13 protein-coding genes and 1 rRNA gene are annotated in these 14,416 nt (G+C 38.5%); 8 read left to right on the top strand and 6 right to left on the bottom strand.

Annotated elements, in window-relative coordinates; genetic code table 11:
* Both rrf and UMU13_RS08960 read left to right on the top strand, forming a co-directional pair.
* Positions 1 to 104, top strand: a 5S ribosomal RNA gene (gene rrf / locus UMU13_RS08955); the annotation flags it as partial.
* A 34-nt stretch (positions 105 to 138) separates the two neighbouring features.
* A complete protein-coding gene (locus UMU13_RS08960; RefSeq protein ID WP_328218545.1) occupies positions 139 to 567 on the top strand; it encodes a C-GCAxxG-C-C family protein in 429 nt (142 codons plus the stop codon).
* Positions 568 to 594: 27 nt separating this feature from the next.
* Here the strand turns inward: UMU13_RS08960 and UMU13_RS08965 are convergent, their stop codons facing one another.
* Positions 595 to 1,719 (bottom strand): DUF362 domain-containing protein, encoded by a 1,125-nt coding sequence (locus tag UMU13_RS08965; RefSeq protein WP_328218546.1) that lies wholly within the window; start codon positions 1,717 to 1,719, stop codon positions 595 to 597.
* Between the two features lie 381 nt (positions 1,720 to 2,100).
* On the opposite strand from UMU13_RS08965, the gene UMU13_RS08970 reads away from it, so the two are divergent.
* Positions 2,101 to 2,385, top strand: coding sequence for an FmdB family zinc ribbon protein (locus UMU13_RS08970; protein ID WP_328218547.1), 285 nt, complete (start codon positions 2,101 to 2,103; stop codon positions 2,383 to 2,385).
* 183 nt (positions 2,386 to 2,568) lie between these two features.
* Here the strand turns inward: UMU13_RS08970 and UMU13_RS08975 are convergent, their stop codons facing one another.
* Together UMU13_RS08975 and UMU13_RS08980 are read right to left on the bottom strand one after the other, a co-directional pair.
* On the bottom strand, positions 2,569 to 3,495 hold the full coding sequence (locus tag UMU13_RS08975) for a surface lipoprotein assembly modifier (protein ID WP_328218548.1): 927 nt from the start codon (positions 3,493 to 3,495) through the stop codon (positions 2,569 to 2,571).
* Entirely contained in the window at positions 3,488 to 4,318 is an 831-nt protein-coding gene (locus UMU13_RS08980) for an SIR2 family NAD-dependent protein deacylase (RefSeq protein ID WP_328218549.1), read from the bottom strand. The genes UMU13_RS08975 and UMU13_RS08980 overlap by 8 nt, the downstream gene beginning before the upstream one ends.
* Before the next feature lie 188 nt (positions 4,319 to 4,506).
* On the opposite strand from UMU13_RS08980, the gene UMU13_RS08985 reads away from it, so the two are divergent.
* A complete protein-coding gene (locus tag UMU13_RS08985; protein WP_328218550.1) occupies positions 4,507 to 4,767 on the top strand; it encodes a ComEA family DNA-binding protein in 261 nt (86 codons plus the stop codon).
* A gap of 66 nt (positions 4,768 to 4,833) precedes the next feature.
* On the opposite strand, the gene UMU13_RS08990 is transcribed toward UMU13_RS08985, so the two are convergent.
* Positions 4,834 to 5,589: an SDR family oxidoreductase gene (locus tag UMU13_RS08990; protein ID WP_328218551.1), complete on the bottom strand. Its 756-nt coding sequence runs from the start codon at positions 5,587 to 5,589 to the stop codon at positions 4,834 to 4,836.
* A 228-nt stretch (positions 5,590 to 5,817) separates the two neighbouring features.
* Here UMU13_RS08990 and UMU13_RS08995 point away from each other — a divergent pair, with 228 nt between their 5' ends.
* The gene (locus UMU13_RS08995) at positions 5,818 to 6,510 is read left to right on the top strand and encodes a class I SAM-dependent methyltransferase (protein WP_328218552.1); all 693 of its coding nucleotides are present in this window, start codon (positions 5,818 to 5,820) and stop codon (positions 6,508 to 6,510) included.
* Here UMU13_RS08995 and UMU13_RS09000 read toward each other — a convergent pair.
* On the bottom strand, positions 6,497 to 7,273 hold the full coding sequence (locus UMU13_RS09000; RefSeq protein WP_328218553.1) for an RsmB/NOP family class I SAM-dependent RNA methyltransferase: 777 nt from the start codon (positions 7,271 to 7,273) through the stop codon (positions 6,497 to 6,499). The genes UMU13_RS08995 and UMU13_RS09000 overlap by 14 nt on opposite strands.
* Positions 7,274 to 7,705: 432 nt before the next feature.
* On the opposite strand from UMU13_RS09000, the gene mnmA reads away from it, so the two are divergent.
* Complete coding sequence (mnmA, locus tag UMU13_RS09005; RefSeq protein ID WP_328218554.1) at positions 7,706 to 8,740, top strand: tRNA 2-thiouridine(34) synthase MnmA; 1,035 nt, start codon at positions 7,706 to 7,708, stop codon at positions 8,738 to 8,740.
* Between the two features lie 480 nt (positions 8,741 to 9,220).
* Positions 9,221 to 11,101 (top strand): molecular chaperone HtpG, encoded by a 1,881-nt coding sequence (gene htpG / locus UMU13_RS09010; RefSeq protein WP_328218555.1) that lies wholly within the window; start codon positions 9,221 to 9,223, stop codon positions 11,099 to 11,101.
* A gap of 45 nt (positions 11,102 to 11,146) precedes the next feature.
* Here htpG and UMU13_RS09015 read toward each other — a convergent pair whose 3' ends face one another.
* Positions 11,147 to 13,561 (bottom strand): Lon protease family protein, encoded by a 2,415-nt coding sequence (locus UMU13_RS09015; RefSeq protein WP_328218556.1) that lies wholly within the window; start codon positions 13,559 to 13,561, stop codon positions 11,147 to 11,149.
* Positions 13,562 to 13,870: 309 nt separating this feature from the next.
* Between UMU13_RS09015 and hslV the strand changes: the two genes are divergently transcribed.
* Positions 13,871 to 14,404, top strand: coding sequence for an ATP-dependent protease subunit HslV (gene hslV / locus UMU13_RS09020; RefSeq protein ID WP_442902145.1), 534 nt, complete (start codon positions 13,871 to 13,873; stop codon positions 14,402 to 14,404).
* Positions 14,405 to 14,416 lie beyond the last annotated feature (12 nt).

Genomic DNA, 14,416 nt, shown 5'->3' on the forward strand with positions numbered 1-14,416 from the left:
CGGAGGGGCTACACCCGTACCCATTCCGAACACGGAAGTTAAGACCTCCAGCGCCGAAGATACTCGGGTTAACCAAGCCCCGGAAAAATAGGTCGCCGCCAGTGCTCTTTTCTTTACTTTAATGTCTAAGGTAAATTCATGAAATCATCTGATGCAGCTCAACTGTTTCGTAGTGGATTTAATTGTTCTCAATCCGTTGTTTCTGTATTTGCAGAAGAGTACGGAATTGATAAGCATGTGTTGCGCCTTCTTTCGTCCGGTTATGGCGGCGGGATGGGCGGTATGCAGAATGTGTGTGGTGCGGCAAGCGGTGCTTTTATGATTTTGGGGTTGAAATACGGATATGGTGAAGAATCGGAAAGTTATAAAAAACCTCAATTATATAAAATCATCCAGGATTTCAGTAGAGAATTTTCCGCGCAAAACGGCCATCTTAGATGTTATGACCTTTTAGGGTGTGATCTTAACACGGAAGATGGAAAAGAGTTTTTTAAGAAGAATGAATTGAGAGAAAGGGTTTGCGTAGAATGTGTAAAAAACTCTGTGGAGTTACTTGAGAAATTTTAGTTCAGTCTGATAAGTCTTGATATTAATTCAATCCACTTTTTCTATAGTGTAATCTATAGTACCCAGTCCAATCTTTTCCGCTTCCATTACCTGAAGTCTTCCGTCTTTTTGGTGCAGGAGACTGAATATGTCCCAACCGTCCTTCTTTTTTATACCTTCAGCCCTTGAACCGGGAAGGGGCTCCACTTCGCTTAATATATCCAGTGTTGCTGTATCTATTGCAACGGGATCATCTGATATGAGAATACCCTGGTCCTGCGCCACCGGATTTTCAGCAATGGGCATACAATCGCATTCTGGCTGCATTTCCGTTAAAAAATTTATATAGATAATACGCTTGGGTTCAAAAGTGGATGTTACTGCATTTGCTCCTTCAGCAACTGCTTTCATAAATTTTTCGTGGGTTACAGGTACATGAATGGCATCTTCCGGGCAAACACGCGCGCATCTTCCACACCGCCAGCATTTATCTTTGTCCACTGTATATATGTTGTCCGGGAATGTAATGCATTCTGCAGGACATACCTTCATACAATCATAGCATAGGATGCATTTTTCTTGGTCCCACTCCATGATATCACCCATAAGAAAGTGCATCTTTCCACGGCCTTCGTGCCAGTCTCCGTGGTGGGATTCGTTGGAAACCCCTCCCATCGAAATATTTTTTATAGCTCCTCCAAGTACTGCCTGGATGTGACCTTTTACGTGTGTCAGAACAACCATTGATTTAGCTTCATAAAGTGCCGATGCGATATAGACATCGCCAATCGGCTCTCCTGCCCTTGATTTCAGGGAGTCTTTACCATACATCCCATCTGCTATGACCACCGGTGCGTCCAGCGTCAAATGATTATAACCAGCTTCTTTTGCAACCTCCAAGTAATCATACGCAGGTATCCTGACCGAATCGGTAACAAAAGGTTTTGCAGGTATACTTTTAACTGCCCGGACAACCTGCCTTACAAATTGAGGCCTGATTGTTCGAAAAGCGCCTTTTCCTCCCAAATGTATTTTGAGAGGCACTGTTTCATCTTTGCCGATATATTTATCAATTTCAAAGTTTTTTAAAAACTGTTCAAACTTTCCCTGAAGCCCGTTCTCGTAAGTAAATGATTTCGAGTGCGGACTAATATGGTAAACTGTTGAGCTCATCTGTACCTCCTATACAGTGGATATTGTAATATAGTAGTAAAGCTTCTGCAAGTGTGGAATGTTTCAAGATTCCTGTGAAAATAGGTAAAACATGTTATGATAAATATTTTTGTCACACTTCCTTTTTTTAAGAGCTATGTCGATAGGGAAGCGGAGGGAGTGAAATAGGGAGAAATGCATAGGTTAAGGAAATTGATGAAGTTTTGGGCGCTATTGGAACCTCAAATACTTCAAATACCTTTAACTACCTTTTCTACACTCATCACGTGTTACGACTTTCAAATGCATCAATTTTGTGTTACCAACAAATATTTCACTTGATTTTTTTAAAATGTTTAGCATATTATTCATTTGAAAAATTATAGTATTTGGGAGGTAGATATGCCTATATATGAATACCAGTGTGAAAAATGTTCTGATGTGTTTGAGTTGTTTGAAGGAATTAACTCAAAAAGTAAAATAAGAAAATGCTCCAAGTGTGGCGGAGATGCCAAAAGGATAATATCTATGTCCAATTTCCAGCTTAAAGGATCAGGCTGGTATGTCACAGACTACAAAGGAAAAAATACCTGTGCAAACAGTGCATCCGGGAAGAGCAAACCTGAAAACAAAAACACTGCCGATGCGTGTAGTACATGTGCTGCCGGAGCAGGTAAAACTCAATAAAACGGGCAGCTCCATCTGCCCTTTCTTATCTTATAATTAATAAAAACTTTTTAATAAATCAGGAAACTTGGCAGAAGATGTTGTGATAATCTTCGGACTTTAACACATCAAAAAAATTACCCCAATAGCAAATACACTACTAAACGAATTGCCAAAATTAGCTGTTTGGAACAGGTACTGTCTTTAAAAGGAATATCCTGCGCTCATTCCAGTAAAAGCAAGCCTTTTTTCGTAAAAATCTATGTTTGAAAACGATCCTCCAACTCCTATATAAGCTGAAGCGAAAACATTTTTAAGATTCAGAATGTTATTTTTTCTTAAAACAAGAATGATATTTTCATTCACATCTTTCCTTGTTTTATCGAAAAGAGGGTGTTCTTTGGCATATTTTGCATAACTGAGAGAATATATTATCCTTGCTGATAGTCCTTTTGGTGACAGATAAGCCCATGATGCACTAATTCCGGGCTCATCATATGAGTTGGCGTCACCTTCATATTCACCTTTTTTGTAAAATATCCCTAAGTTGAGAAACATTTTGTTGCTCATACGGATATTTTTTGATATTTCCTGACTGATTATGTATCCGTCTCTTTGAAGTCTGCTGTAATTACTGCCAATAACATCATCGCGGATGTTTTCAGAAAGAAGTTTGAGTTTGTATGAGAAACGTGTATTTAAAATGTTGTTGAGGTTTAAGCCAAAACCATAACTATCTTTATAGGTACTCGAACGTTCCTTGTTTAAAAGAAATGGGTCTTCCCATACCTCTTCAGGCAGCCGGTAAGACAAGTAAACAGAAAATTCAGTGTTTAACAGACCGGGCTTTTTTAAACCAATCAGAAATCCTCCGCCCGATGAGCTTAGAGAAGGCGAACCGATGTAAAAGCCGGTACCGTTTTTATTCTGGGAGTAGTTAAAACGTACTACAGGTATGAATTTGCCGAAAGCGTCATCAGGTTCGGAATAGTTGTGAATTATTTCGTTTTTACTGTCAACGGCCAGATTGCTTTTTTGATACAGATATGCTGATCCTAACTCTATATAATTATTTTGCGCGGAACAGATAGAGGCTGAAATCAGTAATATAATTATTAATAATCTAATCATTTAAAACCTCGTCAATGTCGGAGAGGGTTTTTAAGGAGCCCTCTCCGATTCCTATATTCGGTCTTTTAACTTCAGGTTCTCTGGGATTTATTCTTATTATTTCAGCATTCAAATTCCTGTGTATACGCTCACTGGTGTGTCTTATTGAAGGGATAGCTGTACCTGCACCTATTTCTATTACAGCTATTTTTGATTTTTTTTGACTGTCCAAAAAATCATCAAAACGGTTTGACTGCTCGTGACTTCTGTACGGCAGCCATGAAAAATCCCCGAACATTAAAATATTGGGTCTGGCCACTGTGTGACAGTTAATACATTTGGGAACATTTCTTGCCCTCATACTTTCTGTATCAACGTCAATCTTTTCTTTGTTTTCCCAAATGCTTGATGTACAGGCATTGAGACATTGTAGGTAATGTATGGAACCGTGAATCTCATATACTTTATCTTCAGGAAAACCCGCTTTTTGAAAGTGCCCGTCAACATTGGAAGTCACAACGAAATAATCCATACCGAACTGTTTTATCCAGTCCAGCATTAAATAAAATCCTTTATGAGGTGTTATATTTCTGTACATCTGCAGTCGGTGTCCGTAAAAACCCCATCCAAAAGAGGGATCTCTTTCAAAATGAGCAGGATTAGCGGCTTCGATAAAACTGAGTCCAAGGCGCTCATAAGGAGGGTAGGCTTTCCAGAATCCCCGGTTGCCCCTAAAATCAGGCAGACCGGAATCAACACCTATTCCGGCACCGGCAGTTATAACCAATGATTCTGAATTTTTGATTATATCAGCAGCTGCTTTAATTTTATCCTTATAATCCATGAAAACACCCCTTTTTATCAAAATTACTTTTATTTTTAGCTCTGTTCAAGTTTTTTTGTTTATTTTAAGGAGAGAAAAATAAAATGTTGAAAAGTTAATATAGTATGGTATAGTTTTATAACTTTATTATTAGGGGTGCCGAGTATTTGTTTATCCCATTTTCCCATATTTTTTACAAGGAGGCTAGTATGAAAAAAATAATTTTTGCTATTTTAATGTTGCTTATGGTATTTACTCTTGCTTTTGCAAAGGTAAATCTCAATACTGCATCCAAAAAGGAGCTTTCCTCGCTGGAGTATATTGGGGATGCAAAGGCACAAGCCATAATAGATTACAGAGAAAAAAATCCTTTTGAGAATATAAAAGAGTTTATTAAAGTTGACGGTGTAGGTGAGAGAGTTTTCGAAATGAATAAGGATAATCTTTGCACCGGCAACGGCGACTGTTAAGTTTGTAAAATTATACCGGCATCCCTGATTAATGTCAGTCCGGTTTTAAAACCGGACTGTTTTCTTTTAGCTCTGGTTTACCTGCAGCGGACCCCAGGCCTGGCATGTTGCCATTACTTCCAAAGTATTTATATTGACCCTCTCAGGTGTGTTTACCACCCAATATATTATTTCAGCGATATCTTCCGGCTGCAGTAAGTCGGCATTTTCATAAACTTTTTCAGCTTTTTTCTTATCACCTTTAAATCTCACCAGGGAAAATTCTGTTTCAGCCATTCCAGGCTCGATATTTGTCACCTTGACTTTTGTCCCCAGTAAATCAGCCCTAAGATTTCTTGAAAACTGCTGGACAAAAGACTTGGTTGCGCCGTAAACATTGCCACCCGGATACGGCCAGTTCCCCGCTGTGGAACCTATATTAACAATATGACCGCTGTTTTTCTTTACCATTGTTTTAAGAACACTTTTTGTGCAATACAAAAGTCCTTTAATATTTGTATCCACCATAACATCCCAGTCATCCAAATTTGCCTCATATGCCGGATCCAAGCCAAGGGCGAGACCGGCGTTATTGACAAGAACATCGATATCCCTGAATCCCTGCGGTAAATCTGTTATAAACTTTTCCACACTGCTACTGTTTCTCACATCAAGTTCTGAAGTGTAGACACTGGAAATATTGCCGAGTTTTTTCTCCAGGTTTTCAAGCCTTTCCTTCCTCCTGCCCGTCAAGATTACGTTCCATTTGTTGTGGAAAAAAATTTCAGCACATGCTAATCCAAATCCGGAAGTCGCTCCTGTGATTAAAATTGTTTTTGACATAACAATCTCCTTTTTGGTCAATTTTATCCCATATGTTATTTTTTGTCTATATCTGTGAATTTTTCATGATCTCACATCTACAAGACATTGCTTATAAAGAAAAATGGCCAGCAAGACAGGTGCCCCCGCTTTTTAAACAAGCTATGGCAATAGCGGGATTTTCACTCATATCCAAGATAGGGGTTGAAACTTTTCTGCTGTACGAGTAAAATATAATTGGAGGTAATAATGGAATTTTATGAAATGTTAAATAATTATTATGATGAAATATTTCCTTTCAGCAAGTCCACTTATGGTTTTATAAAAGAACTGGTACCTGAAAATGCACATTTGCTTGAGATAGGGTCTGCAACAGGCAAATATGTGAAAACTTTTCAAAAGGACGGATTCAAAGCTACTGGGCTTGAGTACAGTAAAATATTTATGGATAACCCCTACGAAATGGTAATCGGTGACATGCATAAACTTCCCTTTAAAAAAGAGTCTTTTGAAACCGTATTTTGTATTGGTAACACACTTGCTCATTCTATTGACAGAAATGAGGTCCATAAAGTACTTTACAGCGCTTTTTCTTTACTAAAACCCAAAGGCAGCTTGGTGGTTCAGACAGTAAATTATGACAGAATTTGCGCTAACGGTATCAAAGAATTGGATCCAATTGAAACACCTAATGTTAAGTTCGAGCGATATTATGAATATACCGACGACGAACGGGTTGTATTCAAAGGTGTTTTGACGGACAAGAAAAATAATAAAAAACAGTCTTCCGAAGTGAATTTGGTACCTGTTTTTTATGAAGATTTTATAAGAGCCTCAAGCAGAACGGGCTCATCCTTTGTTTGTTTTAACGGAGATTTTGATTACGGTAAATTTTTTAAAAACGAAAGTTTTATGACTGTGGCTACCTTTACGAAACCCTGAAAACAGCCCCAAAGAGGGCATCCATGCCATAACAGGCGGGGGATGTCCTGAAGAAGTCTAGGAGGCTGAGTTTGTCCGAGATGTCTTTGTCGAGTATATCAACGGCTTTTACTAATTCAAGCCGGTGATTATTGTCAAGGAAGTTGCTTACTTGTTTCTCATTTTCCTGTTCAAGGAAACTGCAGGTTACATATGCTATTAATCCGCCTGGTTTGACGTAAGATAACGCTTTGTTGAATATACTTTTTTGTAAGTCTGTATATTTTTCAAGCTTGTTGTTATCAAGCCTCATGGGCAGATCAGCATCCCGCCGCATCGAACCAATACCTGAGCAGGGGGCATCCACCAGAACTTTATCAAAAAATCTATACTGCCCCTCTTTTAATTTTTTAAATTTAGCACCGGTTTTCTTAGACCTGTTTATGGCTTTTTGTATGCGGTTTTCATTTATATCGTGTATGTAAATATCCGCAGTGTTAAATGTTAAGGAAGAAATTCCCAAAGCCTTTCCTCCTGTTCCTGCACAGAAATCGAGAATTTTTTCGCCCGGTTTTATATCCAAAAGCAAAGGGATGAGCTGACTGGCTTCATCCTGTATCTCAAAGTAACCTTTTTTAAACTCATTCAGCTGCCTGACATTTATATGCTGGTTGAAAGTAATGCCGAAAGGACTGACTTTGGTTGGAGAAGCATTGTATTTACCTGAGAATTTATCCAGCATCAAATCTTTTGTAGCCTTTAATGTGTTTATCCTGATACTCATCGGTGCCCGGTAGAAAAATGGACGTATATCATCCACATTTTTCAAAACGGTTTCAGCAAAATTAAGGCTGAAACCTGATATTTCCGATAGAGCAGAAGGGGAGTTTATATTTTTACTTTCAAGAACATTATAAGCCTTTTCATAACTGAAATTTTCTGTGTCTTTCTTTAAAAGCCCGTAAAACCTGATACCACAGTAAAAATAATCCGTTATTTCGCGTCTGAGTGAAGAGCCGAAGTTATTATCTCTTAAAAATTTTTCCAGAAGGCTTCTTGCCAGTTCTCCAGACTCTGCGCATCTGATGATAAGTTCGTTTATTTTTTTTTTACATCGTTATGAATCATGAGACCTCATTATGAACTCCTGTATTGACTTTCATACAAGTAGAAAATATATTCAAAACGCTTTAGAAGTCAATCACGGGGGTAAAATTTGCCTGGGAAAGTTTTAGTGGCTATGAGCGGAGGAGTTGACAGTACCGTAACCGCTTACCTTTTAAAGAAGCAGGGGGCTGATGTTATCGGCTTAACCCTGAAAATGTTTGAAGGGCAGGAAAAGCATCTGGATGATGCAGGTAAAATGGCTGCAAAGCTAAATATACCATGGTATTTTGAGGATTATACAGATTTTTTCCGTGATGAGGTTATATCATATTTTATAAATACATACAGAAAAGGTAAAACGCCCAATCCCTGCTGCTATTGCAATGAGTATGCAAAATTCAGATATCTTTTTGAACAGATGCAAAAGCATAATGCCGATAAGATAGCCACAGGGCACTATGCCCGTAAAACTTTTAAGAACGGACATTGGTTTATTGCAAAAGCCGCAAACCTAAAAAAGGATCAATCGTATTATTTGAGTCTGCTGGACGAATTTTATATAGGTTTAACTGAGTTTCCTTTAGGAGAATTCCCAAGCAAATATCAGGTAAGAAAAATTGCTGAGGAGCTTGGTCTTGAAGTTTCCGGTAAGAAAGACAGCCAGGATGTCTGTTTTCTTGAGGGTGGGGATTACAGAGAATATCTGAGTGAAAAGATACCATCTGATAAAATCAAAAAGGGAAATTTTATTTACAAAGGTGAGATACTCAAAGAACACGAAGGGGTAGAATTCTATACTGTAGGTCAGAGGAAAGGTCTGAAAACAGGATTTCACAAGCCTTTATATGTTGTTGAAATTGACCCTGTTTCCAACAATATCTACCTTGGCTCCAAAGAGGAAACATACTTTAAAGGTGTAAAGTTAGAGGAATGTAATTTTATTACAGAAAGAAAGTTTTTCAAATCTGAAATCAAATTAAGATACAGGATGAAAAGCGCAGCTTGTACAGTGGAGATTCTCCCTAATAATGAAGCGGCTGTACTTTTTGATGAAAAACAGTCAGCTCCCACACCGGGACAGGTGGCAGTAATTTATGATGGAGATTTGGTTGCCGGAGGCGGAATAATAAGAAAGGCTTTTTGACCTACACCACTCTTCCGTTTTTTTAATAGCTATGGCAATTTATTTGAGAAAATAGTGAAACAGGGAGTGAGTTAGTGAGATAGTGAGAAAGTGAGGTAGCGAGATAGAAAAGTAGTAATTTGTTGAGTGGGATATTGGTATTAAGTGCTAAGTGCTAAGAGCAAAGGTTGAGGTTTAAGGTAAAGGTTGATGAAGTTGAATAGCTTGATATGATTGAGCGGAGAATCAGTGCAGTAAGTTTGGGTACCTTCGTAAAATTTAGCTATTTCAACGGACAAACTTTTTCCCAGTGAATAACTACGAATAACGAAGAATAACAATAAATAACTGTTCACTTTTACTAACATTAAACATTGAACATTGCACTATCTCACACTCATCACGGATTACGCATAACGCATTATGGCATTTCCTGTTGAAATTTTATACTAAATATATAAATTATCTCAGCGAAAAAATTAATATTACGGAGGCGTAAAAATGGCGGAAACTGTTCAGTTTCAGGCAGAAGTTAAGGAACTTTTAAACCTTGTAATCAATTCTTTATATACGCATAAAGAGATATTTTTAAGGGAATTGATCTCCAATGCATCGGATGCCATCGATAAGGCAAAATATCTTTCAATAACCGATAAGTCCAACAATTTAGCCGGCACTGAATGGAAAATAAAAATTAAATCGGATAAAGATGAAGGTACTATTACCATCTCAGACAACGGAATCGGCTTGAGCAGGGATGAAGCTGTGAAATCGCTGGGTACAATAGCGCATTCGGGTACAAAGGAATTTATCAATGCTGTTAAATCTGGTCAGATAAAAGAACAACCGGAATTGATCGGACAATTCGGAGTAGGTTTTTATTCGGCCTTTATGGTTGCTGACAATATAACTGTGATTTCCAAAAAAGTCGGCGAGGAAAAAGGAGTAAAATGGGAGTCGGCTGCCGATGGTACATTTACTGTGGATGATGCCGATAAGGAAAGTTTCGGCACAGATGTTACAGTTACTCTTAAAGAAGATGAAATGGAGTTTCTGGATGAATGGCGTATAAAGGAGATTGTAAAAAAATATTCCGACTATATCGAGTATCCGATAACTATGGATGTTGAAAAAGAGGATAAAGACGGTAATAAGTCCATTGAAGAGGAAACGCTGAATTCGATGAAGGCCTTGTGGCTGAAGGATAAGTCGGAAATAACGGAAAACGAGTACAATGAGTTTTACAAACATATTTCCCACGATTTTACCGATCCGCTGGAAACCATACATTTCAAAGCGGAAGGGACTCAGGAATTTTCAGCACTTCTTTACATTCCATCTCATGCGCCTTTCGATATCTTTTACAAAGATTTCAAGTTCGGACCGGCATTGTATGTAAAAAAGGTTCAGATTATGGATCATTGTGAGGAGCTGATGCCTCCTTATCTCAGATTTATCAAAGGTGTCGTTGATTCCTCTGATTTGCCCCTCAATGTTTCACGGGAGATTCTGCAAAATAACAGAAAAGTGGAAGTGATAAAAAAGAATATCACAAAGAAGGTTCTGGAAACATTAAAGAAAATTAAAGAGAATGATAGCGAAAAATATGATAAGTTTATTAGTGAATTCGGCAAAATTCTCAAAGAGGGGATACACTACGATTTTAGCAGAAAAGAAGAGATAGCGGGTTTGTTGACGTTTCATACAACCAAAACAGCTGCAAATGAAAAGATAGATTTCGATAAATATTTGGAGAATATGAAAGAGGAGCAGAAAGAGATTTATTATATTTGCGGCGACAGTGTGGATGAGGTAAAAAATTCGCCATATTTGGAGCGTTTTAAGGACAAAGATGTTGAGGTCATATTTTTTACCGATGAAATTGATGACATGATTATGAGCACCCTTGGTGAGTATAAGGGGAAAACTCTGAAATCCGTTTTAAAAGGTGATATCAGCCTGGATGAGGAAGAAAAAAAGGAAACTGAAAACAGAGAGAAAGAGCTGAAAGGCTTTCTTGATTCGATAAAAGATTATCTGAAGGGCAAAGTTAAAGATGTGAAAATTTCCAACAGATTGAAAGATTCACCTGCGTGTCTTGTGGTTGATGAAGATGCGATGGATCCTGCGATGAAAAAACTTCTGGAATCCATGGGTCAGGAAGTACCTTCTCAGGAAAAGACACTGGAGATAAATGCGGAACATCCTGTTGTAAAGCAGCTGAAGGAAATATATGAAACCGATCCGAATAGCGGTACTGTAAGCGATTATATGGATTTATTGTATAACCTGAGTCTCGTTGTGGAGGGAGAAAAGCCGGAAAATCCTTCTGATTTTGTCAAAAAACTATCAAATATGATGTCAAAAAGTCTGAAATCCTGAAAAACAGATTAAAATCAAGCTCGTGCATAATGTACGAGCTTGATTTTATTTCTTACCTGGTTCTTGTTTCGTTCTTTTGGTCTTACCTGCCTCGTTATATTCTCTGATCTTTTTTTCTATATAGTATCCGAGACTGCCGCGTTTGAAATTGCCTTTGGTGTTGCGCTCTCCCAGGGGATAGCCCGTGAGGAGCTTTAGAGCTTCACTGACATTCTCCACTGCATATATACTGAAATTACCCTCTTTCACCGCTTTAAGAACCTCGTCGTTAAGCAGTAGGTGGTCTATGTTGGATTTTGGTATTATTACACCCTGTTTTCCTGTCAGCCCTTTCTCTTTACAAACCTTAAAGAACCCTTCTATTTTTTCGTTTACTCCGCCGATTGCCTGGACTTCTCCTTTTTGGTTTACTGAGCCGGTTAGTGCAATGTTCTGCTTTATCGGTTTCTCTGATATGGCAGAGAGTATGGCACACAATTCAGCAAGAGAAGCACTGTCGCCATCCACTCCTCCGTATGACTGTTCAAATACAATACTTGCCGTCAGACCGAGCTTTATTTTTTTCCCGAAATTATCCCCGAGAAAACCGGAAAGTATCAGTACCCCCTTTGAGTGTATGGGGCCTCCGAATTTTACTTCCCTTTCAATATCTATTACCTTGCCCTCTCCAATTCTTACCGTAGCCGTAATTTTAGCAGGGCTGCCGAATGCAAGCTGACCCAGCTGCATAACGGTAAGAGCGTTTAGCTGACCTGTTTTTTCACCTTCTGTGCTTATCAGTTTAATTTCTCTTTTAATGGATTCGTATAACCTTTCCTTTATTCTTCCGCCTCTGAACTCCTGCTCTTCAAGTGCCTTTTTTATATCCTGTGCTTCTATAACATTTCGTCCTTCTATATCAGCGAAATGATCAGCTTCTTTGAGTAAATCGGAGATACTCTGCATATGTATGCTGAGCTTTTTCGTATCCCCGCTTTTTCTTGAACTTGCATCGATTACTTTGGCAACGGCGTATCTGTTTAGAGGTTTTAGTTCGCAGTTTGAAACTATCGAAGCTATGAGTTTCGAATAAAGCTCCATGTTTTCATCAGTTCTTATGATTTCTTCTTCAAAGTCTGCTACAACTTTAAACAGTTCAAGAAAATCGGGGTCATACTGACTCAAGAGGTAATAAAAAATCCTTTCACCGATTAAAACAACTTTCAGTTTAAGCGGAATTTCTTCCGGTTCTAGTGTAACTGTGCTGGTCAGGCTTAATAACTCCTGTATACTTTCAGTTTTTATCGATTCAGAGCGAATAACTCTTTTGAGTCCTTCCCATGCATAAGGCTGCATCAGTAGCTTTCTGACATCCAGTATTAGGTAGCCACCGTTAGCGGAATGAAGGGAGCCCGGTTTTATCAGTGTAAAGTCAGTCATCAGTGTCCCCATTTGGGACGTGTGCTCAATCCGTCCTACAAGGTTCTGATATGTGGGATTTTGTTCATAAATGATAGGCAGTTCTGCGCTATTTTCATGGCACACAAGAACGTTTACGGAATAACGTTTGAAGCTCGGCTTAAAATATGCAGAAAATGGGTTTTGCTTATCTTCCTGCTGGTTGTAGTCTTTATAAATAAAATCCTGGAAATTTTCCACAATATCCTCTTCAACTTCATCAAGGTATTTTTGTATTTTCGAATTATTGGAGTAATAGCTTTTCAGCTGCTTTAAAAGAGGATCTATTACATTTCTGGCGGTATCTTTGTTGAGAGCGTTTATCTGCTCATCCATCTCTTTTCTCATCTGTCCTGTTTTTCGCATAAGTGCCTGAAGTTCTTCCTGGAGATATACAATCTTTTTGGAAAAATCCTCTTTTGTTGCATCATCAAGCTGCTGGAATTCTTCCTGGCTCATATTCTTCCCGTTTTTATTCATCGGAACGAACACAATACCCTGGGGTGTTTGAACCATAGCAATATTTTTTGAGCGGGCCTGTGATTCTAACTGGCGGTACAATTCTTCATTCTTTTTATTGAACTGTTCAGTGATAGCCCGGCGCTGGTTCATGTATTCGTTGCTTTCAAAAGCTTCGTTTAATGTTCTTTTGCAGGCATTTACAAGATCATCCATATGTTTCTTGAAGTTGTATGCTCTTCCAGGGTCAAGTTTTATCGCATACGGTTTGTGGGAATTTTTAAAATTATTTACATAACACCAGTCGTAAGGCTTACCGTCCTTTCTCGTGATGGATTCCAGGTATTCTTTTGTTAAAACGTGTCTGCCGGTTCCTGCACGACCCATTACAAAAATATTATATCCTCTGTGCTTAATTCCTGTTCCGGTTTCAAGAGAGCGCTTAGCACGCTCCTGCCCTATGAAATCTTTTATTGTAGCCAAGTCCTCTGTTGTCTTAAAATTAAAGGATTCCGGGTCACATCTGTTGTACAGTGATTCATATGTTAAACGTTTGACCGGCATATTCCCTCCTTGTTTCAAATATATAATAGATATTAACACAGCTTTTTCTTTCTGTAAAATGCATCGACAGGGTTTCCCTCCTTAATAATGAGTAATTTTCCATCATCCTTTTTTAAGAGCTATGGCAATTTGTTGACGAGGGAGTGAAGTAGTGAGATGGAGAGGTAGTGAACTCGTGAAGTGGAGAAGTAGGGAAAAAGGCAAAGGTATAGGTATAGGTTGAGACGGTTAAGAGGTTGCCAAAATTAGTAATCTCTTGAAAAATACAGTATTAGTGATATATTAAATCCCCTATTTCAAAAAATGGAGATGAAAATGTTTGACGGAACAACAGTTTTAGCCGTTTATAAAGACGGTAATATCGCCATAGGTGCTGACGGACAGGTTACGTTCGGACATACGGTATTAAAACACAATGCTGTAAAAATCAGAAAACTCTTTAACAAAAAGGTTCTATGTGGTTTTGCAGGATCAACTGCTGATGCCTTTACTCTTATGGAACGTTTTGAAACGAAACTTGAAGAGTACAGCGGTCAGCTCCTCAGAGCCGCAGTCGAGCTTGCGAAAAACTGGCGGACGGATAAATACCTGAGAAACCTGGAAGCGATGATGATTGTTGCTGATAAAGACAATCTTTTTTTAATTACGGGTAACGGCGATGTTGTGGATCCGGCAAAGAACCTGGCTGCAATAGGTTCCGGAGGAGCTTATGCTCAGGCGGCTGCAACCGCTTTAATTGAAAATACCGATTACGATGCAGGCACAATTGTCAGGAAATCTCTTGAGATAGCTGCTGACATATGTATCTATACGAATCACAATATCAGTATTGAAAGTTTGTAAACTGGAGGTAGA

This window comes from Flexistipes sp. (assembly GCF_036172515.1).
GTDB lineage: Bacteria > Chrysiogenota > Deferribacteres > Deferribacterales > Flexistipitaceae > Flexistipes.